The organism is Curtobacterium sp. Csp2, from assembly GCF_013347165.1.
The window spans coordinates 1,958,230-1,979,612 of sequence record NZ_CP054593.1 but is presented as its reverse complement, the minus strand read 5'-3'; the positions used below and the strand labels follow the sequence as shown (position 1 = coordinate 1,979,612).

Sequence of the window (21,383 nt, the reverse complement as noted above, 5' to 3'; positions counted from 1 at the left end):
CCGCACCCGACGCGAAGAACAGGAAGCTCGACACCGCCGCGCTCATGCCGTTGCCGACCGCCTCGTGTTCGTCCGGGCCGGTCGCCGACGGCACCGTCCGCCCGCCGAGGACCTCGTCCGCGTGCGCCTGCGCCTCGGTCTCGGTCATCCCGCGTGCCCGGTAGACCAGCGCCAGCTCGTTCGCGTCGACGTCGAGGTCGGCGACGGCCTGCCCGGCCTCGGGGTGCGGTGCCGAGGCGTCGAGCAGCTCCCGCTGCGACCGCACGGAGACGTACTCCCCCGCGCCCATCGACAGCGCACCGGCGAGCAGACCCGCGACGCCGCTCAGCAGGACGAAGTGGCGGTCAGCGCCGGACGCACTGATGCCGATGATGAGCGCCAGGTTCGACACGAGACCGTCGTTCGCGCCGAACACCGCCGCCCGGAACGTCCCGGACAGGCGCATCCGCCCCCGGTTCGCCAGCCCGCGGACCACCTCGCCGTGGATCCGCTCGTCGGCGGCCATCCGCGCCGTGGCGTCGTCGTCGTCGGCGTACGGCGAGCGGTCCTCGGCACGCTGCATGAGCGCGAGCACGAACACCGAGCCGAACCGCTTCGCCAGCGCGGCGAGCACCCGGGTCCGCCAACTCCCCCGCAGCGGCCGTCCCACCCGCTCGCCGAGCAGGTCGATCCAGTGCTGCTCGTGCCGGCCCTCCGCCTCGGCGAGGGCCGCGAGGATCTCGCGCTCCTCACCCGTCCGTCGCGCGGCGAGGTTCCGGTAGACGGCGGCCTCCGCCCGCTCGTCGGCCAGGTAGCGGCGCCAGCGGCGCACGTCCGTCGCGGTGGGTGCGGAACGGTTCTCGTCCTGGAGGCTCACCCCACCGATCCTGCCCGCTCACGCCCGCGCACGGCCGGGTGGGTGCGCAGAGCGGGCGCGGCCGCGTCGTCGGGTGCGGCTCCGCTCCGGACGAGGGCGAGCGTGGGACGCGACAGGGCGCGGACCGGAGGCGGTGTGCGCAACCCGCACCGTGCCTCCCGTCCGCGCCCTGTGGCGTGGTGACCGGGTGTCAGTCGCGCACGTAGGCCGGCGCGGCCTCGGCGTGCGCGTCACCGACGCGGTGCACGCGGAGGTCGTTCGTCGAGCCCTCGATGCCGGGAGGCGAACCAGCCGTCACGATGACGCGGTCGCCGGGGGCGGCCAGGCCGTTCTCGAGGAGGACGTCGTCCACCTGCGAGAAGAGCTCGTCGGTGTGGGTCTTCCGGTCGACCAGGAACGAACGGACGCCCCAGGTGAGGGCCATGCGGCGACGCGTGGCCTCGTTCGGGGTGAACGCGATGATCGGCAGACCGTGGCGCAGACGCGACATGCGGCGGGCCGAGTCGCCGGACTCGGTGAAGACGCAGAGGTACGACGCCTCGGTGAACTCGGCGATCTCGACCGCGGCGAGGGTGATCGCACCACCGAGCGTGCGCGGCTTGGTGCCGAGCGGGGCGATGCGCTCGAGGCCGTGGTCCTCGGTGGACTCGACGATGCGGGCCATCGTACGGACGGTCTGCACCGGGTACTCGCCGACGCTGGTCTCGCCCGAGAGCATGACCGCGTCCGCACCGTCGAGGACGGCGTTCGCGACGTCGGAGGTCTCGGCACGGGTGGGGATCGGCGACGAGATCATCGACTCGAGCATCTGCGTCGCGACGATGACCGGCTTCGCCATGCGGCGGCTCAGCTCGACGGCGCGCTTCTGCACGATCGGGACGGCCTCGAGCGGGAGCTCGACGCCGAGGTCACCGCGGGCGACCATGATGCTGTCGAACGCGTCGATGATCTCCTCGAGGGCGTCGACGGCCTGCGGCTTCTCGATCTTCGCGATGACGGGGAGGCGCTTGCCCTCCTCGTCCATGATCTCGTGCGCGCGGTCGACGTCGGCTGCGTTGCGCACGAACGACAGCGCGATGAGGTCGGCGCCCTGGCGGATCGCCCAGCGGAGGTCGGCCTCGTCCTTCTCGCTCAGCGCGGGCACGTTGACCGCGACGCCGGGCAGGTTGATGCCCTTGTTGTTCGAGACGGTGCCGGCGACGACGACCTCGGTGCGCACGCGCACGCCGTCGGTGTCGAGCACGCGGAGCCGCACCCGGCCGTCGTCGATGAGCAGCGGGTCGCCGGGCTTCACGTCCTGGGGCAGGCCCTTGAACGTCGTGCCGCAGATCTCCTTCGAGCCGGGCACGTCCTCGGTCGTGATGGTGAAGACGTCACCGACGGCGAGCTCGTGGGGGCCGTCCGCGAACCGGGCGAGGCGGATCTTCGGGCCCTGCAGGTCGACGAGGATCGCGACCGGCTTGCCGAGCTCCTCGGCGGCGCGACGGACGTTCTCGTAGTTGGCCTCGTGGACGCTGTAGTCACCGTGGCTGAGGTTGAGGCGGGCGACGTCGACGCCCGCTTCGATGATCTCCTTGACGGTCTCGTACTCCGACGTGGCGGGTCCGAGCGTCGAAACGATCTTTGCGCGTCTCAATGGATTCCTTCGTGTGGTGGATGGTGCTGGGGTTTCCGCGCTGTGGGGCCGCGCGGAACGACAGCAGGCCACCAGCACCCTATCGAGTGCCGGTGGCCTGCTGCTCACTGGCGGTCGTGCGTTCCCGTGTCGTTCACGTCGCCCGCCCGGTCAGACCGAGATGGCACGGTCGGTGGCCTTCACCGGTGCCGGCAGGATCGTCGAGCCCTCGAGGTACTCGTCGACCTTCGCGGCGGCGGCGCGGCCCTCGGCGATCGCCCAGACGATGAGCGACTGTCCGCGGCCGGCGTCCCCGGCGACGAACACGCCCGGCTCGTTGGTGGAGTAGTCGGCCTGGCGTGCGACCGCACCGGACGGCGTGGTCGGCAGCCCGAGCTGCGGCTCGAGCGTCTCGGTCTCCGGGCCGGTGAAGCCCATCGCGATGAGGACGAGGTCGGCGGGGATCTCGCGCTCGGTGCCGCTCTTCGGGACGCGGCGGCCGTCGACGTACTCGGTCTCGGCGACCCGGAGCGCCCGGACCTCGCCCGCGGCGTTCCCGAGGAACTCGACGGTCGACGCCAGGTAGTGCCGCTCGCCGCCCTCCTCGTGGGCGCTGGAGACCTCGAACACGGTCGGGAACATCGGCCACGGCTGGTCGGACGGACGCTCGAGCGGCGGCTGCTTGCCGATGGCCAGGTTCGTCACGCTCAGCGCGCCCTGCCGGTGCGCCGTGCCGATGCAGTCCGCGCCGGTGTCGCCGCCGCCGATCACGACGACGTGCTTGCCCTCGGCGGTCACCTGGTTGTCGACCGTGGTGCCCGCGTTCGTCTTGTTCTGCTGGACGAGGTAGTCCATCGCGTACTGCACGCCGGCCAGGTCGCGGCCGGGGATCGGCAGGTCGCGCGGGACGGTCGCGCCGGTCGCGACGACGACCGCGTCGTACCGGGACTTCAGGTCGTCCCAGGTGATGTCGACGCCGATCTCGACGCCTGCGCGGAAGCGGGTGCCCTCGGCCTGCATCTGGGCGAGGCGCGCGTCGATCTGGCGCTTCTCCATCTTGAAGTCCGGGATGCCGTAGCGGAGCAGGCCGCCGATGCGGTCGTCGCGCTCGTAGACGGCGACGGTGTGGCCGGCGCGCGTGAGCTGCTGCGCGGCGGCGAGGCCGGCGGGGCCGGACCCGACGACCGCCACGGTCTTGCCGGTCAGGCGCTCCGGCGGGTGCGGTGTGACCCAGCCGTTCTGGAACGCCTCGTCGATGATCGAGACCTCGACCTGCTTGATCGTGACCGGCGGCTGGTTGATGCCGAGCACGCACGACGCCTCGCACGGCGCCGGGCAGAGTCGACCCGTGAACTCCGGGAAGTTGTTCGTCGCGTGCAGGCGCTCGATCGCCTGGCGGCCCTCGCCGCGCCACGTCAGGTCGTTCCACTCGGGGATGAGGTTCCCGAGCGGGCAACCCTGGTGGCAGAACGGGACGCCGCAGTCCATGCAGCGGCCGGCCTGGCGCTTGAGCGCGCCGGACTCCTGCTGCTCGTAGACCTCTTTCCAGTCCATGAGGCGGACGGGGACGGGTCGTCGTGCGGGGAGCTCGCGCTCCTGGACCTTGAGGAAGCCCTTCGGGTCAGCCACCGGTCACCTCCAAGATGCGGTTCCAAACGATGTCGCCGTCGGGGTCGAGCCCCTCGTCGACGGCCTGCTGGCGGGTCTCGAGCACGGCGGCGTAGTCCCGCGGTAGCACCTTCACGAAGGCGCTGAGGTCGCCGGACTCGAGCAGGTCGCCCGCCACGGTCGACCCGGTCTCGTCGTGGTGCTGCCGGAGCAGGTCCGTGACGATCTCGACGTCGGCGCTGTCGAGCTCCTCGAGCCGGAGCTCGCCGGTCGCCAGGGCGTCGGTGTTCACGTGCTCGCGACGGAGCCCCAGGACGTACGCCGTGCCACCGGACATGCCGGCGCCGAGGTTCCGGCCGGTCTCGCCGAGGATGAGCGCCAGACCGCCGGTCATGTACTCGAGCGCGTGGTCGCCCACGCCCTCGACGACCGCGGTCGCCCCGGAGTTCCGGACCAGGAAGCGCTCGCCCACGACACCGCGGATGAACATGCTGCCCTGGGTCGCGCCGTAACCGATGACGTTGCCGGCGATGACGTTCTCGGACGCCTCGAACGCGGACTCCGAGTCCGGGCGCACGACGATCGAGCCGCCCGACAGCCCCTTGCCGACGTAGTCGTTGCTGTCGCCCACGAGCCGGAGCGTGATGCCGGCGGGCAGGAACGCACCGAGCGACTGCCCGGCGGACCCGCGGAGCGTGATGTCGATCGACCCGGCGGGCAGGCCGTGCTCGCCGTGGCGGAGCGTGACCTCGTGCCCGAGCATCGTGCCGACGGCGCGCTCCGTGTTGCGGATCGGCAGGTCCAGCGCGATCGACCCCCCGTGCTCGAGCACGTCGGCGGTCTCGTGGATCAGCCGGACGTCGAAGTGCTCGTCGAGCTCGTGGTCCTGGTCGCGCAGGTGGCGACGGGGCTCGTCGCGACCGAACTCCGGGCCGTGCAGCACCGGCGCGAGGTCGAGACCGGACGCCTTCCAGTGCTCGACGGCACGGTCGGTGTCGAGCGCGTCGACCTGGCCGATCGCCTCGTCCAGGCTGCGGAAGCCGAGCTCGGCGAGGAGCTCGCGGACTTCTTGAGCGATGAACTCGAAGAAGTTCACGACGAACTCGGGCTTGCCCGAGAAGCGCTTCCGGAGCTCCGGGTTCTGCGTCGCGACGCCCACCGGGCACGTGTCGAGGTGGCACACCCGCATGAGGATGCAGCCCTCGACCACGAGCGGCGCGGTCGCGAAGCCGTACTCCTCTGCGCCGAGCAGCGCGGCCACGACCACGTCGCGCCCGGTCTTCATCTGCCCGTCGACCTGCACCACGACACGGTCGCGCATGCCGTTCAGCATGAGCGTCTGCTGCGTCTCGGCCAGGCCGATCTCCCACGGGGTGCCGGCGTGCTTCAACGAGTTGAGCGGGGAGGCACCCGTGCCGCCGTCGTGCCCCGAGACGAGCACGACGTCGGCCAGCGCCTTCGTGACACCGGCGGCGACCGCGCCGATGCCGGACTGGCTCACGAGCTTGACGTGGACGCGCGCCGACGGGTTCGCCCGCTTCACGTCGAAGATCAGCTGCTTGAGGTCCTCGATCGAGTAGATGTCGTGGTGCGGCGGCGGCGAGATGAGCCCGACGCCCGCGGTGGCGTGCCGGGTCCGCGCGACCCAGGGGTACACCTTCGTCGGCGGGAGCTGGCCGCCCTCACCCGGCTTCGCACCCTGCGCCATCTTCAGCTGGATGTCGGTGGCGTGCGTCAGGTACATGCTCGTGACGCCGAAGCGGCCGGAGGCGACCTGCTTGATCGCACTGCGACGCTCCGGGTCGAGCAGGCGCTCGACGTCCTCGCCGCCCTCGCCCGTGTTCGAGCGGGCACCGAGGCGGTTCATCGCGATCGCGAGGGTCTCGTGCGCCTCTTGCGAGATCGAGCCGTAGGACATCGCACCGGTGTTGAACCGCTTGACGATCGACTCGATCGGCTCGACCTCGTCCAGCGGGATCGGCTGCCGGACGCCGTGGCGGAACCGGAAGAGCCCGCGGAGCGTCATGAGGTCCTCGGACTGGTCGTCGACCGCCCGGGAGTACTCGCGGAAGATGTCGTACCGGCGGGCGCGCGTCGCGTGCTGCAGGCGGAACACCGTGTCCGGGTTGAACAGGTGCGGCGGTCCCTCGCGGCGCCACTGGTACTCGCCGCCGGTCTGTAGGCGCTCGTGCGAGAGCACCGCGCCGTCCTGCGGGTACGCCTGGGCGTGGCGCTCGGCGTTCTCCTTCGCGATGACCTCGATCCCGACACCGCCGAGGATCGACGAGGTCCCGGTGAAGTACTTGTCGACGAACTCCTGGCTGAGCCCGACGGCCTCGAACGCCTGGGCGCCCGCGTAGCTGGACACCGTCGAGATGCCCATCTTCGACATGATCTTCAGGACGCCCTTGCCGAGCGCCTTGATGACGTTCTTGACGGCTTGCTCAGGGGTGAGCCCGGTGATCATCCCGGAGCGCACGAGGTTCTCGCACGTCTCCATCGCCAGGTACGGGTTGATCGCGGACGCGCCGTAGCCGATCAGGGTCGCGACGTGGTGGACCTCGCGCACGTCGCCGGCCTCGACGATCAGCCCGACCTTCATGCGCTGCTCGGTCCGGATCAGGTGGTGGTGCACGGCGGCGAGCAGCAGGAGGCTCGGCACGGGGGCCTGCTCCGCGTTGCCGTCGCGGTCGGACAGCACGATGAACTGCTTGCCGGACTCGATCGCCGCGTCGACCTCGTCGCACACCGCGGCGATGCGCTTCTGCATCGCCTTCTTGCCGGCGTCGACGCGGTACAGGCCCTTGATCGTCACGGTGAGGTGCCGACCGGACGCCGTCTCGAAGTGCTGGATCTTCGCGAGCTCGTCGTTGTCGATGACCGGGAAGTCGAGCGTGATCTGCTTCGCGTGCTCGGGGCCGGCGTCGAGCAGGTTGCGCTCCGGGCCGAGGCCCATGCCCATCGAGGTGATGACCTGCTCGCGGATCGAGTCGAGCGGCGGGTTCGTCACCTGCGCGAACTGCTGCGTGAAGTAGTCGAACAGCAGACGGGGGCGCTCGGACAGCACCGCGATCGGCGTGTCCGAGCCCATCGCACCGAGCGGCTCGGCGCCGGTCTGCGCCATCGGCCGCAGCAGGATGCGGACTTCTTCCTCGGTGTAGCCGAAGGCGCGCTGGCGGCGGGTGACCGACGCGGGCGTGTGCACGATGTGCTCGCGGTCGGGCAGGTCGGACAGGTTGATCCGGCCTTCGTCGAGCCACTGGGCCCAGGGTCCGGACGCCGCGAGGTCGCGCTTGACCTCGTCGTCCTCGATGATCCGACCGGCCTCGGTGTCCACGACGAACATCCGACCGGGGCGCAGGCGGCCCTTGCGGACGACCTTGCCCGGCGGCACGTCGAGCACGCCGGTCTCCGACCCCATCACGATCAGGCCGTCGTCGGTGACGAGGAACCGGCCGGGGCGCAGGCCGTTGCGGTCGAGCGTGGCGCCGACGATCGCACCGTCGGTGAACGTGATCGCGGCGGGGCCGTCCCACGGCTCCATGAGCATCGAGTGGTACTCGTAGAACGCCCGCAGGTCGGGGTCCATGCCGACCTGGTTCTCCCAGGCCTCCGGCACCATCATCGAGACCGCGTGCGGAAGGCTCCGCCCGGTCAGGGCGAGCAGCTCGAGGGTCTCGTCGAAGGACGCCGAGTCGCTCGCGCCGGGGCTGACGATCGGCAGCAGCGGTGCGAGGTCGCCGAGCAGCTCGCTCTCGAGCTGGGACTGGCGGGCGCGCATCCAGTTGCGGTTGCCGCGGACGGTGTTGATCTCGCCGTTGTGGGCGAGCGTGCGGAAGGGCTGGGCGAGCGGCCACGACGGGAAGGTGTTCGTGGAGTAGCGCGAGTGCACGATCGCGAGCTTCGAGGCGAACCGCTCGTCGCTGAGGTCCGGGTAGAACGGCTCGAGCTGGAGCGTCGTGACCATGCCCTTGTAGACCATGGTCCGGCTCGACAGCGACATGAAGTAGACCTCGAGCCCGTGCTCCGCGCGCTTGCGGAGGCGGAAGGCCTGACGGTCGAGGGCGATCCCGCTCCACGCGGCACCGTGCACGTCGTGCCGGGTGGACGCCACGAAGAGCTGCTCGAACGCCGGCATCGCCGCGCGGGCGAGCGTGCCGAGGACCTCGGGGCGGACCGGCACCGGACGCCAGCCGAGCACCCGGAGCCCCTCTTCGCGCGCGATCCGCTCGACGGCACCCTGCACCGCGTGCCGCTCGTCGTCGTCGGTCGGCAGGTAGGCCGTCCCGACCGCGTACTCCCCCGCTACCGGCAGCTCGAAGTCGACCTCGTCGCGCAGGAACGCGTCCGGCACCTGGCACAGGATGCCCGCGCCGTCGCCGGTGCCCGCGTCCGAACCCACGGCACCGCGGTGCTCGAGGTTGCGCAGTGCTCCGAGGGCGGCGTCGACGATGTCGTGGCCGGCCGTCCCGCGCAGGGTCGCCACCATCGCGAGACCGCAGGCGTCCTTCTCGTTCGCCGGGTCGTACGCGCCGGTCGCGTCCGGCACGGCGGAGAAGCGCCGGTGCGCGGGCAGGAGTGCGCCGGGTGCACGCTGACCGGGTGCACGCTGCGCGGCCTGGGCGGGGGTCGGGTGTGGCTGGAGCGCCATGGGGAACCGTCCTCACGAGGAAGTGGAACAGGGACGTCGGTGGCCCGGTGGTGCGTTCCGCCCGAGCGGGCGGGACTGGTGCCCGTGCACGTCGTCGAGGGTGTGCGCTCACGACGTGCGTGGTCGCGGCGTCGATGGTGACGACGCCGGCCGGTGCAGCGGGTCCGCGTGGTCGGCGGGTGTCGACCGTGCGGCGGGTTGGGGTGGTGCTGTTGCTCGTGTCGGCTGGTGGGCGCCGCGTTACTTCGCGGACCCGCCTGCCGGCACCGGATCGGAGCCCGTGACGGCCGCCGGAGCGTCGTCGTCGTGTTCCGACCAGGTGTCGTCCGAGTCTACATCGGAGGTCCGACGCGGCTGGCGTCCCGGGGCGTACGGGCTCGGTTCCTTGCCGGTGTGTCGCCGCGTCTGGACGATGAAGACGATGATGCCGATCAGGATCGCGGCGAAGGACGCCCACACGTTCGTCCGGATTCCGAAGAACGTCTCGCTCGTGTCGACGCGGATGGACTCGAGCACGGAACGGCCGGTGCCGTACCAGATCAGGTAGAGCGCCATGACCTTGCCCCACTGCAGGCGGAAGCGCTTGTCGAGCAGCAGGATCACGACGACGCCGCAGACGTTCCAGATGATCTCGTAGAGGAACGTCGGGTGGAACAGCGTGCCCTCGGGCAGGCCCTTCGGGAACGCCGGGTTCGACGACTCGATCTGCAGGCCCCACGGCAGGTTCGTCGGCATGCCGAAGAGCTCGTGGTTGAAGTAGTTGCCGAGCCGCCCGAACGCCTGGGCGAGCAGCACGCCGGGCGCGATCGCGTCGATCAGGGTCGTGAAGCGCAGGCCCACCTGGCGGCAGCCGATCCACGCCCCGACCGAGCCGAGGACGATCGCGCCGAAGATGGCCAGACCGCCCTCCCAGATGTAGAGGAAGGACAGCGGGTCGCGGCCCGGGCCGAAGTAGTCGCTGACGTGGGTGAATACGTGGAACAGGCGCCCGCCGATGATGCCGAACGGCACCGCCCAGATCGCGATGTCGATGATGATCCAGCGCTCGACGCCGCGGGCGTTGAGTCGGCGGTTCGCGAGCACCACGGCGGCGACGATCCCGAGCAGGATGCAGATCGCGTAGGCGTGGATGCGGAAGTCGAGGGGCAGCGAGAACCCGAACACGTCACGGAGCCAGGCCGTCAGGTCGAAGTACTGCCAGGCCGTGCTCGGGCTCGGGATGCTCAGGAGGGGCATGGAGGTGCTGTCGCCTTTCGGTGCTCTGCGTCCGCGGGACCGACGCCGGGTCGGCCCCGATCACTGTAGCGCGGGAACCGCGCCCGTCAGGAACGCTGCGGCCCGTCCTGTGGGAACTGTGACGGACGGGAGGCACGGTGCGGGTGACCGACGTCGGTCACCCGCACCGTGCCTCCCGTCCGGGGCGGCGGAGCCGCGGCGCTGCGCGCCTGCGCGCTCAGCGGCGCACGGCACCCGACGTCAGGTCGGCCGCACGGTCCGCGACGCCCTGGACGCCGAGGTCCGCGAGCGCACGCACGAACGCCGAACCGACGATCGCACCGTCGGCGTACTCGAGCACCTCGGTGACCTGGTCGGCCGTCGAGATGCCGAGACCGACACAGGTCCGGGCGACGCCCGCGTCGCGGAGCCGCGACACGACCGTCCGCGCCGCCGTGTCGACGCCGACGCGGGCACCGGTGACGCCCATCGTGGAGACCGCGTACACGAAGCCGCGGCTCGCCTGCACCGCCTGCTGCATCCGGGTGTCGGTGGAGGACGGCGCCGCGAGGAACACACGGTCGAGCCCGGTGCGCTCGGAGGCGTCGATCCAGGCGCGTCCCTCGTCGGGGATGAGGTCGGGCGTGATGAGACCGGACGCTCCGGAGGCCACGAGGTCGTCAGCGAACCGGTCGACGCCGTAGCGCAGCACCGGGTTCCAGTACGTCATGACGAGCACCGGCACGTCCGCGCGGCTCGTGATCTGCGCGACGGCGTCGAACACCTGCGCGACGCGGAAGCCGTTCGCCAGGCTCTCCTCAGCCGCGCGCTGGATGACGGGGCCGTCCATCACGGGGTCGGAGTACGGCAGGCCGAGCTCGATGACGTCGACGCCGTTCTCGGCGAGGGCGACCGCCGCGTCGACGCTCGTCTGCAGGTCCGGGAACCCGGCGGGCAGGTACCCGACGACGGCGCCGGCGCGCTCGGTGTTGGCGGCGTCGATCGTCGCGGCGACCGATCGGGTGGTCTCAGGGTTCGTCACAGCTGCACCGCGTTCTCGTCGAGGATCCCGAAGTAGCGGCTGGCGGACGCCACGTCCTTGTCGCCACGTCCGGACAGGTTGATCAGGATGACGCCGTCCGGACCCAGCTGCTTGCCGAGCTTGATCGCACCGGCCAGGGCGTGCGACGACTCGATCGCCGGCAGGATGCCCTCGGTGCGGCTGAGGAGCCGGAAGGCCTCCATCGCCTCGGTGTCGGTGATCGGCTCGTACGTGGCGCGACCGATCGACGCGAGGTAGGCGTGCTCGGGCCCGACGCTCGGGTAGTCGAGACCGGCCGAGATGCTGTGGCTCTCGATGGTCTGGCCGTCCTCGTCCTGCATCAGGTAGGACATCGTGCCCTGCAGCACGCCGGTGCGGCCGAGCGAGATGCTCGCGGCGTGCCGCCCCGTCTCGATGCCCTCGCCGCCGGCCTCGTAGCCGTAGAGCTTGACGGACTCGTCGTCGAGGAACGCCTCGAAGATGCCCATCGCGTTCGACCCGCCGCCCACGCACGCGGCGACGGCGTCCGGCAGGCGACCGACACGGTCGAGGACCTGCTGACGGGCCTCTTCGCCGATCACCTTGTGGAACTCGCGGACCATCTCCGGGAACGGGTGCGGGCCCGCGACCGTGCCGAGCAGGTAGTGCGTCGACTCGACGTTGGCGACCCAGTCCCGCAGGGCGTCGTTGATCGCGTCCTTGAGCGTGCGCGATCCGGTCTCGACCGGGATCACCTCGGCGCCGAGCAGTCGCATCCGGGCGACGTTCAGCGCCTGACGCTCGGTGTCCACCGCGCCCATGTAGACGACGCAGTCCATGCCGAAGAGCGCCGCAGCGGTGGCCGTCGCGACACCGTGCTGGCCGGCGCCGGTCTCGGCGATGAGGCGCGTCTTGCCGAGGCGCTTCGCGACGAGGGCCTGACCGAGCACGTTGTTGATCTTGTGCGAGCCGGTGTGATTGAGGTCCTCGCGCTTGAGCAGGATCCGGGCACCGCCGGCGTGCTTCGCGAACCGGGGCGCCTCGGTGATGATCGACGGACGCCCGGTGTACTCGCGCTGGAGCGTGTCGAGCTCCTCGCGGAAGGCCGGGTCGGCCCAGGCCTCGCGGAAGGCCGTCTCGAGCTCGTCGAGGGCGAGGACCAGCGACTCGGGGACGAAGCGTCCGCCGAAGTCGCCGAAGTACGGTCCGTGCAGGTCACGCAGTGAGGTCACGATGGGTCTCCCGGATGGGGTCGGCGTGTGCCATCGGGTGGACGGCTGCCGATGGGGACGGTGTCGGTCAGACCCGCGGGCGGCCGAGGCCGTCCGCGGCGTCGATGAACGACGCGAGGGTGGCGGCGGGGTCCGCGCCCGTGACGAGCGCCTCCCCCACCAGGACGACGTCGGCACCTGCGGCGCGGTAGTGCGCGACGTCGGCAGGACCGGCGACGGCGGACTCGGCGACGCGGACGACCCCGTCGGGGATCCGGTCGGCGAGCGACCCGAACAGGTCGCGGTCCAGCGAGAAGTCGGTCAGGTCGCGGGCGTTCACGCCGAGGATGCGCGCACCGGCGTCGAGGCCACGCGAGACCTCGTCCGCGGAGTGCGCCTCGACCAGGACGCGCATGCCGAGCTGCTCGGCCAGGTCGTGCAGCTCGACGAGCCGGGCCTGGTCGAGGGCGGCGACGATGAGCAGCACGAGATCGGCGCCGGCGGCGCGGGCCTCGACCACCTGGTACGGGTCCGCGATGAAGTCCTTGCGGAGCACCGGGACGCCGACGCGCGCCTTGACGGCCTCGAGGTCGGCGAGGCTGCCGAGGAACTTCCGTCCCTCGGTCAGGACGCTGATCGTCGAGGCGCCACCGCGCTCGTAGTCGGCGGCCAGGGCGGCCGGGTCCTCGATGGTGGCCATCGAGCCGCGGGACGGGCTCGCGCGCTTGACCTCGGCGAGGATCTTGACGCGGTCACCCGGGGCGAGGAAGTCGAGCGCGTCGAGGGGCGATGCCACCCGGTCGAGGTCGCGTTCGACGTCCGCGTACGGACGGTCGAGGCGACGGGCGGCGGCGTCCTCGAGGGCACCCGCGACGAGGGTCTCGAGCACGTTCGGCACGACTACTCCGCGTGGTGCTTGGGGACGAACTTCGGGCCGTCGACGCCGTAGCCGGCGCGCTTCATGACGGCACCGACGATGAGCCCGACGACCACGACCGCGGCGGAGGCCCAGACGCCCCACGCCAGGTCGAACCAGAAGAACAGCGTCCCGGCCGCGAACCCGATCAGCATGATCACGACGGCGGTCCAGGCGGCGGGCGAGTGGCCTTCGCCGAGTTCTGCGGGCTCAGTGTTGCTCACGGTGCTCCTCGTTCTGCTCCGGCGCCGTCATCCGATCGGCGCCGCTCCGATCCTACCGTGTCGGTCGTGGACGCCTCGTCCAGGACGGTCGGGTCGTCGCCCGCGCTGAGGTCGTCCCAGTCGGTGACGGCGTCGCGCACGGTCGGGGCCGCCGCACGGGCGTCGGCCGCCGCACCCGCGGTCGCCGCGCCGTACTTCCGGCTCGGCCCGGGCCACGACCGCTGCAGGACCAGGACGGCAACGCCGAGGAGCACGGCGAGGACGCCCCCGGCGATCCCGACGAGCGGCCACGGCGTCACGTCGACGCTCGACACCGCCCGGCGGACCGCGTCGATGTCGCTCACGCCGGCGACCTCGCCCACGGCGCCCTTCGCCGCGGCGACCGGGTCGGCCAAGGCGCTCACGCCGACCGCGACGACACCCGCGCCGAGCAGGACCTCGACCACGCCGAGCACGACGCGGAGCACCCGCCCCGCGATCGTCAGCGCGAGGAAGAGCGCCAGGCTCGCGATGGCCAGCGCGGTGTACTGCGGGACCGCGGCGGCCCCGTCGGCGACGACCCGGGACACGACGGCCGTCCCGGCGTGCAGGTGCACCGTGAACCAGGTCTGCGTCCACGAGAGCATCACGATGCCCGCGACGGCGAGCCCGGCGACGACGGTGATCGGTCGGGAGCGCTTCACGACCGGACCTCGCGCATGCGGTTGGCGGTCGCGACGGCGCGCAGCGGGGCCGCGGCCTTGTTGACCGCCTCGACGTGCTCGGTGTGCGGGTCGGAGTCCGCCACGAGCCCGGCGCCGGCCTGCACCCGGGCGACCCCGTCCTTGATGAGCGCCGTTCGGATCGCGATGGCCAGGTCGGCGTCACCGGCGAAGTCGAAGTACCCGACGACGCCCGCGTAGGCGCCGCGCTTCGCCGGTTCGAGCTCGTCGATGATCTCGAGGGCGCGCGGCTTCGGTGCCCCGGAGAGCGTGCCGGCCGGGAAGGTCGCACGGAAGACGTCGATCGCGGACGCTCCGGGACGCACGGCCCCCTCGACGCTCGACACCAGGTGCATGATGTGGCTGAAGCGCTCGACGGTCATGAACTCCGTGACCGCGACGGACCCCGGCTCGCACACCTTCTGCAGGTCGTTCCGGGCGAGGTCGACGAGCATCAGGTGCTCGGCGCGCTCCTTCGGGTCGGCGAGCAGTTCGTCGCCGAGCCGGACGTCCTCGACCGGGGTCGCGCCTCGGGGCCGCGACCCGGCGATCGGGTGGGTGATCGCCCGACCGTCCTGGACCTTGACGAGGGCCTCGGGCGAGGCACCCACGATCCAGAACCGCTCGTCGGCCGTGTCCGCGAGGGACAGGAAGTACATGTACGGGCTCGGGTTGAGCGTCCGGAGCACCCGGTAGACGTCGAGCGGGTCGGCCGTCACGTCGTGGTCGAACCGCTGCGAGATCACCACCTGGAACACGTCGCCGTCGCGGATGAAGTCCTTCGACCGCACCACCGCGGCCATGTACTCGTCCGGGGTCGAGCGGTGCCGCGGCGTCGGCTCGGCGATCTCGAACGCCTCGGCCACGGTGGCGACGCTCGGCGTGACCAGGTCGGCCTGCATCCGGTCGAGCCGGGACTGCGCGTCCTGCCACATCGTGTCGGCGTCGTCGGTGCCGTCGTTCAGCACGCTGGCGACGAGCAGCACGAGGCCGGTGCGGTGGTCGAGCGCGGCCAGCTCGGACACGAAGGCGAGCGCCTGACCGGGCACGTCGAAGTCGGCGTCCGGCACGTTCGGCAGGTGCTCGAGCTGCCGGACGGCCTCCCACCCGATGAACCCGACGGTCCCGCCGACGAGCGGCGGCGTCCCGGGGACACGCGGGGTCGCCCAGCGCTCGTGCAGCCGCGCGAGCACCTCGAGCGGGGCGCCGTCGAGCGACCCGACGGCGCGCGACGCCGGGATGCCGGTGTCGATCCACGCGGCCCGGTCACCCTCCTGCGTGAGCACGCCGAAGCTCCGCACGCCGACGAACGACCAGCGCGACCAGAGGCCGCCCTGCCCCGCCGACTCGAGCAGGAACGAGCCGGGGCGGCCGTCCGCGAGCTTGCGGTAGACCCCGACCGGGGTCTCGCTGTCGGCGTACAGCGCGCGGACGACGGGCACGACCCGGTGGCCGTCGAGCAGGGCGTCGAAGTCCGGGCGCGTGGTGCTGGTCGAGGTGCTCATCGCATGCCCTCCGGTGCGGTCGCGGTCACGGGGTCGAGGGGGTCCACGTCGAAGCACCGGTGCGCGCCGGTGTGGCACGCGGCGCCGACCTGGTGCACGGTCACGAGCAGCGTGTCGTCGTCGCAGTCCAGGGCCGCGGCGCGCACGTACTGGGCGTGCCCGGAGGTGTCGCCCTTCCGCCAGTACTCGCGGCGCGAGCGGGACCAGAAGGTCACCCGCCCCTCGGTCAGGGTGCGGCGCAGGGCTTCGCGGTCCATCCAGCCGAGCATGAGGACGTCCTTCGTGGACTCCTCCTGCACGACGGCGGGGAGCAACCCGTCCGCACCGAACCGCGCGCGGTCGAGGACCGCTTCCGTGCTGGTGTCGGTGCTGTCGGTCATGAGGCTCCTAGCCTACGGCGTGGTCCGGGCCGGTCGGTGGTGGGACCGCGCCGGTCGGTGGTGGGGACGGACGGACGGACGGGAGGATCGTGGCGGGCCCGCCACGCGCCTCCCGTCCGGCCGTGGGGCGGCAGACTGCGGGACCGGGGCGTCAGCGGACGAGGTGACCCGCGGCGCGCAGCGCCGACTTGACGTCGCCGATCGTCATCTCACCCCGGTGGAAGACGCTCGCCGCGAGGACCGCGTCGGCCCCGGCGTCGACCGCCGGTGCGAAGTGGTCGAGGTGACCGGCGCCGCCCGAGGCGATGACGGGGACCGCGGAGACCGCGCGGACGGCGGCGACGAGTTCGAGGTCGAAGCCGTTCTTCGTGCCGTCGGCGTCGATCGAGTTCACGAGGAGCTCGCCCGCGCCACGCTCGACGCCCTCGCGCGCCCAGGCGATCGCGTCGAGGTCGGACTCGGTCCGCCCGCCGTGCGTCGTGACGACGAACCCGGACGGCATCCGGTCGCTCCGCTTGACGTCGAGCGACAGCACGACCGCCTGTGCGCCGAAGCGGTCCGCGATCTCGCCGACCAGGGCCGGGCGGGCGATCGCGGCGCTGTTCACGCCGATCTTGTCCGCGCCGCACTGCTGCAGGCGGGAGACGTCGTCGACGCTCCGGACCCCGCCGCCGACGGTGAGCGGGATGAAGACCTGCTCGGCGGTGCGGGTGACCGTCTCGTACATCGTCGCGCGGTTCTCGACCGTGGCGCCGACGTCCAGGAAGGTCAGCTCGTCCGCGCCCTGCTCGTAGTAGCGGGCGGCGAGCTCGACGGGGTCGCCGGCGTCCTGCAGGTCGAGGAAGTTGACGCCCTTGACGACTCGGCCGCCGGAGACGTCGAGGCACGGGATGACCCGGACCGCGACCCCGCCGGTCGCGGCCGTCGGCTCCGGGCTGCCGGACGCGGCCGTCGGCTCCGGGCTGCCGGTCGGCTCCGTGCCTTCGGTCGCGGCGTTCACAGGCGTGCGGCGTGGATCGGGCTGACCAGGATCGCCCGGGCGCCGAGGTCGTAGAGCGCGTCCATGATGAGGTTCGCGTCCTCGCGCGGGATCATCACGCGGACGGCGGACCAGTCACGGTCGTGCAGCGGCGACACCGTGGGCGACTCGATGCCGGACGCCACCGCGGTCGCCTGCCCGAGCAGGCCCGTCGGGATGTCGTAGTCGAGCATCACGTAGCCGCGGGCGACGAGCACGCCCTGCAGCCGGCGGCGGAGGACGTCGATGCCCGGGATGGTCTCGTCGGTCGAGATGAGCAGCGCGGTCGACTCGAGGATGACCGGGCCGAAGATCTCGAGGCCGGCCGCGCGGAGCGTGCTGCCCGTCGAGACGACGTCGGCGACCGCGTCGGCCACGCCGAGACGCACCGCGCTCTCCACCGCGCCGTCGAGCTTCACCAGGGTCGCCGTGACGCCGTGCTGGGCGAGGAACTCGCCGACCAGGCCCGGGTAGCTCGTCGCCACCCGGACGCCCTCGAGGTCCTGCAGCTCGGTGAACCGGCCGGGCGTGCCCGCGAAGCGGAAGGTCGAGTCGGCGAACCCGAGCGCGTCGACCTCGTGCGCCGCCGACCCGGAGTCGAGGAGCAGGTCGCGGCCGGTGATGCCGACGTCGAGTGCGCCGGAACCGACGTACGTAGCGATGTCCCGGGGACGGAGGAAGAAGAACTCGACGCCGTTGCGCTCGTCGAGCAGGTGCAGCGCCTTCGGGTCGCGGCGACCGGCGTACCCGGCCTCCTTGAGCATCTCGGACGCGGTCTCGGACAGGGAGCCCTTGTTGGGCACGGCGATGCGGAGCATCAGGTGGTCTGCTTTCTGCTGGAGGTCGGGACGGCTGCGGGGGCGGTGGCGCTCCGTGCGCGACGCGCCTGCCTACAGATGTCGCCAGACGTCCGCCGGGGTGAGCCCCTTCGCGACCATGAGGACCTGCAGGTGGTAGACCAGCTGCGAGATCTCCTCCGAGGTGCGCTCGTCACCCTCGTACTCGGCCGCCATCCAGACCTCGGCGGCCTCTTCCACGATCTTCTTGCCGATCTGGTGCACGCCGGCGTCCAGTTCGGCGACGGTGCCGGAGCCCTCGGGGCGCGTGCGCGCCTTCTCGGTCAGCTCCGCGAACAGGTCGTCGAACGTCTTCACGGGGACCAGGCTACCGTCCTGCGCGGGTCCCGCCGACGCACCGTCCGGACGGGAGGCACGGATCGCCGCCGGCTCGCCGGTCACGTCGTCGACGTGGTCGGTCCGCGTCACGCGCGTGCCGCCGCTGCTGCCTCGCGCAGGTCCGCGATGCGCTGCGCCGGCTCGCCGCCGTAGACCGCCGATCCGGCGACGAGCGTGTCCGCGCCGCTCCGGACCGCCTCGGGGACGGTGTCGACGGCGATGCCGCCGTCCACCTCGAGCCAGACGTCGAGCCCGGACGCGTCCACCGCAGCGCGGGCGTCGGCGAGCTTCGGCATCACGGACGGCATGAACGACTGGCCGCCGAAGCCCGGCTCGACGGTCATGAGCAGCACCATGTCGTAGGCGTCGAGGTGGCGCAGGACCTGCGTGACGGGCGTCCCGGGCTTGATCGCCACCGCGGCACGGGCACCGTTCGAGCGGATCGCGGCCGCGGTGGCGACCGGGTCAGCGGCGGCCTCGAAGTGGAACGTGACGCTCGAGGCACCCGTCTCGGCGTACTTCGGCGCCTGCGTGTCGGCGTCGGTGATCATCAGGTGGACGTCGAGCGGGACCGGCGAGACCTCCTGCAGGCGCTGCACGATCGGCAGGCCGAGGGTCAGGGTCGGCACGAAGTGGTTGTCCATCACGTCGACGTGCACGAGGTCGGCGCTCTCGATGCGGTGCAGCTCCCGCTCGAGGTTCGCGAAGTCAGCGGACAGGATGCTCGGCGCGATGCGGATGGTCACCGCACAACCCTACCGACGCCCGCCCGGCCGCCGCCGCGCTGCCCCGCCGCCGCCCGTCGTCAGGCGGTGCGGCGGAACAGCGCGACGAACATGGCGTCGGTGCCGATCCGGTGCGGCCAGAGCTGCACGGTGCGGCCGTCCGCGACCTGCGGGTCCCTGGAGGCGACGCCGCGCACGACCCCGGCGGTGTCGAGCTGTTCGAGCACGTCGCCGTGCCTTGCCATGAGCGCGTCGACCTGCCCGCGCGTCTCGGCGAGGTGCGGCGAGCACGTGACGTACGCGAGCGTTCCGCCGGGGGCCAGGGCCCGGACGGCCGCGTCGAGCAGCTCGGCCTGGAGCGCCGCGAGCTCGGGGACGTCCTCCGGTTGCTTCCGCCACCGTGCCTCGGGCCGACGACGGAGGGCGCCGAGTCCGGTGCACGGCGCGTCGAGCAGGACGCGGTCGAACCGCTCGTCGCCCGGCTTGCCGAAGCGACGCCCGTCACCCTCGACGACGGTCACGACGTCGTCGCCGGCGACGGTCGCGAGGGCCTTCCGCACCAGTCCGGCACGCGCCGGCACGAGTTCGTTCGCGACCAGGGTCGCACCGCCCTGCGCTGCCTCGGCGGCGAGGAGCGCGGCCTTGCCGCCCGGCCCGGCGCACATGTCGAGCCACCGCTCCCCCGCCCGGACGGCGGAGGACCGGCTGAGCGCGAGTGCGGCGAGCTGCGAGCCCTCGTCCTGCACACGGAGCCGACCGGCCGCGACGCCCGGCACGCGCGCGGGGTCGCCGGTCGTCCCGCGGATGCCCACCGGGGACACCGGTCGCGCGTCCGTCTCGTCCCGCTGCGGACTGACGGGAGGCTCGTCCTGCGTCGCCTGGTCGTCCTCGGTCGCCGACGTGGCCGGGTCCGGCACGGCCTCGGCCGCCTGCACGTCCTCGGCCACCTGCACGTCCTCGGCCGTCGCGAGGCCCGGCAGCGCCACGAGCTGCACGCGCGGTGCGACGTTGTCGGCGGCCAGGAGCGCGGCGAGCTCGTCCCGGGAGCGTTCGGCGGCGAGGGCGTCCCGGAGCGCTGCGACCACCCAGGCCGGGTGCGACCAGCGCGTCGCGAGCAGGGCGTCGCCACCCCGGCCCTCGGTGATCAGCGCGTCCCACTCGTCGTCGGTGCGGGCCGCGACCTTGCGGAGCACGGCGTTGACGAAGCCCGTGGCACGGCGGGCACCGATCTCGCGGGTGAGCTCCACCGTCGCGGAGACGGCGGCGTGCGTCGGGGTGCGCATCCCGAGCAGCTGGTGCACCCCGAGCCGCATCACGTCGAGCACGTCGGACTCGACGTTGTCGACACGACGGCCGGAGGCGACGCCGATGATCGCGTCGTACCGGCCGAGCATCCGGATCGACCCGTAGGTCAGCTCGGTGGCGAACGCGGCGTCGCGGGCGGACAGGCCGGCACGGCGGATCCGGGTCGGCAGGAGCAGGTTCGCGTAGGCGTCGTCGACCTGCACGGCGCGGAGCACGTCGAACGCCACCCGACGGGCGCTGACCGTGCGCGGGCCGCGGCGCTGCTGCGCGGGGCTCACGACAGGACCTTCCCGTCCAGCGCGCCGAGGCCGCGTGCCCAGGCGGCACCGTCCATCGCCTGCTTGCCGGCCGGCTGCACCTGGAGCAGTGCGAGGGGCTCGTCCGCGGTGCCGACGAGCAGGCGACCGTCGACCAGCCCGAGCGCGCCGGGCGCGAGCCGCGGGACGGCGGAGGTCGCGCCTCCCTCCCGAGTGCTGCGCAGCAGCTTCACGCGGGTCTCGCCGAGGTGGGCGAACGCGCCGGGCTCGGGCGTCACGCCGCGGAGGCGGGCGTGCACGACGGCAGCAGGCGCGGTGAAGTCGATCCGCCCGTCCGCGATCGTCGTCTTCGGGGCGAGGGTCGGCTCGCCGACCTGCTCGCGGGCGACGGCGGTGCCCGCTGCGAGGGCGTCGACGACGCGCAGGACGGTCTCGGCACCGCGCTCGGCCATCGCGGCGAGGACCTCGCCCGCGGTCGCCTCGGGGTCGATGTCGAACGGGTCGCTCGCGTACACGGGCCCGGCGTCGAGCGCCTCGACGAGCTGGAAGACCGTCGCGGCGGTGCGGGTGTCGCCGGCCATCACCGCGCGCTGGACCGGGGCGGCACCGCGGTACGCCGGCAGGTCGGAGAAGTGCAGGTTCACCCAGCCGAGCCGGGGCGCGTCGAGGGCCGGGCGGCGGAGCAGTGCACCGTAGGCGACGATGACCCCGAGGTCGGCCCGCAGGTCCACCAGGCGCGCAGTGACGTCGTCGTCCACCCGCGTCGCCTCGATCACCGGCAGGCCGAGTTCCGCCGCGACCTGCGCGACCGGGGTCGGCGTGAGGACGCGCTTCCGGCCCTGCGGTGTCGGCGGCCGGGTGAGCACGGCGGCGATCTCGTGGTCGGACGCCGCGAGGCGACGGAGGGAGGGGACGGCCGCAGCGGGGCTGCCGGCGACGACGAGGCGCATGGGTTCCATCGTCCCACGGGCCGAGGTGTCCGACGCGCGCGGGCATCGCG

At 72.5% G+C, this 21,383-nt stretch carries 18 protein-coding genes; all 18 read right to left on the bottom strand.

All coding sequences use genetic code 11. From position 1 onward, the window contains the following. The coding region (locus HUN59_RS09640; protein ID WP_174779448.1) for a VIT1/CCC1 transporter family protein at positions 1 to 856 on the bottom strand (856 nt) is incomplete at its 3' end. 190 nt (positions 857 to 1,046) lie between these two features. After that, entirely contained in the window at positions 1,047 to 2,492 is a 1,446-nt protein-coding gene (gene pyk, locus HUN59_RS09635) for a pyruvate kinase (protein WP_058742554.1), read from the bottom strand. A gap of 150 nt (positions 2,493 to 2,642) precedes the next feature. Next, positions 2,643 to 4,100, bottom strand: a complete 1,458-nt coding sequence (locus HUN59_RS09630; RefSeq protein ID WP_141861799.1) for a glutamate synthase subunit beta — start codon at positions 4,098 to 4,100, stop codon at positions 2,643 to 2,645. Next, complete coding sequence (gene gltB, locus HUN59_RS09625; RefSeq protein ID WP_302690925.1) at positions 4,093 to 8,730, bottom strand: glutamate synthase large subunit; 4,638 nt, start codon at positions 8,728 to 8,730, stop codon at positions 4,093 to 4,095. Before gltB ends, HUN59_RS09630 begins: the two co-directional genes overlap by 8 nt. Before the next feature lie 240 nt (positions 8,731 to 8,970). Next, on the bottom strand, positions 8,971 to 9,966 hold the full coding sequence (gene lgt, locus HUN59_RS09620; protein WP_174778200.1) for a prolipoprotein diacylglyceryl transferase: 996 nt from the start codon (positions 9,964 to 9,966) through the stop codon (positions 8,971 to 8,973). 217 nt (positions 9,967 to 10,183) lie between these two features. Continuing rightward, positions 10,184 to 10,987 carry a tryptophan synthase subunit alpha gene (gene trpA, locus HUN59_RS09615; RefSeq protein ID WP_114849960.1) on the bottom strand — a complete coding sequence of 268 codons (804 nt, stop codon included), beginning with the start codon at positions 10,985 to 10,987 and terminating at the stop codon, positions 10,184 to 10,186. After that, positions 10,984 to 12,198 (bottom strand): tryptophan synthase subunit beta, encoded by a 1,215-nt coding sequence (trpB, locus tag HUN59_RS09610; RefSeq protein WP_058741462.1) that lies wholly within the window; start codon positions 12,196 to 12,198, stop codon positions 10,984 to 10,986. Before trpB ends, trpA begins: the two co-directional genes overlap by 4 nt. A 67-nt stretch (positions 12,199 to 12,265) precedes the next feature. Then, positions 12,266 to 13,066 (bottom strand): indole-3-glycerol phosphate synthase TrpC, encoded by an 801-nt coding sequence (gene trpC, locus HUN59_RS09605; protein ID WP_058741464.1) that lies wholly within the window; start codon positions 13,064 to 13,066, stop codon positions 12,266 to 12,268. Between the two features lie 11 nt (positions 13,067 to 13,077). After that, positions 13,078 to 13,317: a DUF6704 family protein gene (locus tag HUN59_RS09600; RefSeq protein ID WP_058741461.1), complete on the bottom strand. Its 240-nt coding sequence runs from the start codon at positions 13,315 to 13,317 to the stop codon at positions 13,078 to 13,080. Then, positions 13,314 to 14,000: a Trp biosynthesis-associated membrane protein gene (locus HUN59_RS09595; RefSeq protein ID WP_114849963.1), complete on the bottom strand. Its 687-nt coding sequence runs from the start codon at positions 13,998 to 14,000 to the stop codon at positions 13,314 to 13,316. The genes HUN59_RS09600 and HUN59_RS09595 overlap by 4 nt, the downstream gene beginning before the upstream one ends. Continuing rightward, complete coding sequence (locus tag HUN59_RS09590; protein WP_174778199.1) at positions 13,997 to 15,523, bottom strand: anthranilate synthase component I; 1,527 nt, start codon at positions 15,521 to 15,523, stop codon at positions 13,997 to 13,999. The genes HUN59_RS09595 and HUN59_RS09590 overlap by 4 nt, the downstream gene beginning before the upstream one ends. Next, entirely contained in the window at positions 15,520 to 15,903 is a 384-nt protein-coding gene (hisI, locus tag HUN59_RS09585) for a phosphoribosyl-AMP cyclohydrolase (protein WP_174778198.1), read from the bottom strand. Before hisI ends, HUN59_RS09590 begins: the two co-directional genes overlap by 4 nt. Positions 15,904 to 16,054: 151 nt before the next feature. After that, entirely contained in the window at positions 16,055 to 16,903 is an 849-nt protein-coding gene (gene hisF / locus HUN59_RS09580) for an imidazole glycerol phosphate synthase subunit HisF (protein WP_302691046.1), read from the bottom strand. Continuing rightward, complete coding sequence (gene hisG, locus HUN59_RS09575) at positions 16,900 to 17,739, bottom strand: ATP phosphoribosyltransferase (RefSeq protein WP_174778195.1); 840 nt, start codon at positions 17,737 to 17,739, stop codon at positions 16,900 to 16,902. Before hisG ends, hisF begins: the two co-directional genes overlap by 4 nt. 72 nt (positions 17,740 to 17,811) lie before the next feature. Beyond that, entirely contained in the window at positions 17,812 to 18,075 is a 264-nt protein-coding gene (locus HUN59_RS09570) for a phosphoribosyl-ATP diphosphatase (protein WP_058742152.1), read from the bottom strand. A 107-nt stretch (positions 18,076 to 18,182) separates the two neighbouring features. Continuing rightward, positions 18,183 to 18,842, bottom strand: coding sequence for a ribulose-phosphate 3-epimerase (rpe, locus tag HUN59_RS09565; RefSeq protein ID WP_174778197.1), 660 nt, complete (start codon positions 18,840 to 18,842; stop codon positions 18,183 to 18,185). Between the two features lie 59 nt (positions 18,843 to 18,901). Then, a complete protein-coding gene (locus tag HUN59_RS09560) occupies positions 18,902 to 20,404 on the bottom strand; it encodes an RsmB/NOP family class I SAM-dependent RNA methyltransferase (RefSeq protein ID WP_254630033.1) in 1,503 nt (500 codons plus the stop codon). Further along, the gene (locus HUN59_RS09555) at positions 20,401 to 21,333 is read right to left on the bottom strand and encodes a methionyl-tRNA formyltransferase (protein WP_174778194.1); all 933 of its coding nucleotides are present in this window, start codon (positions 21,331 to 21,333) and stop codon (positions 20,401 to 20,403) included. The genes HUN59_RS09560 and HUN59_RS09555 overlap by 4 nt, the downstream gene beginning before the upstream one ends. Positions 21,334 to 21,383 lie beyond the last annotated feature (50 nt).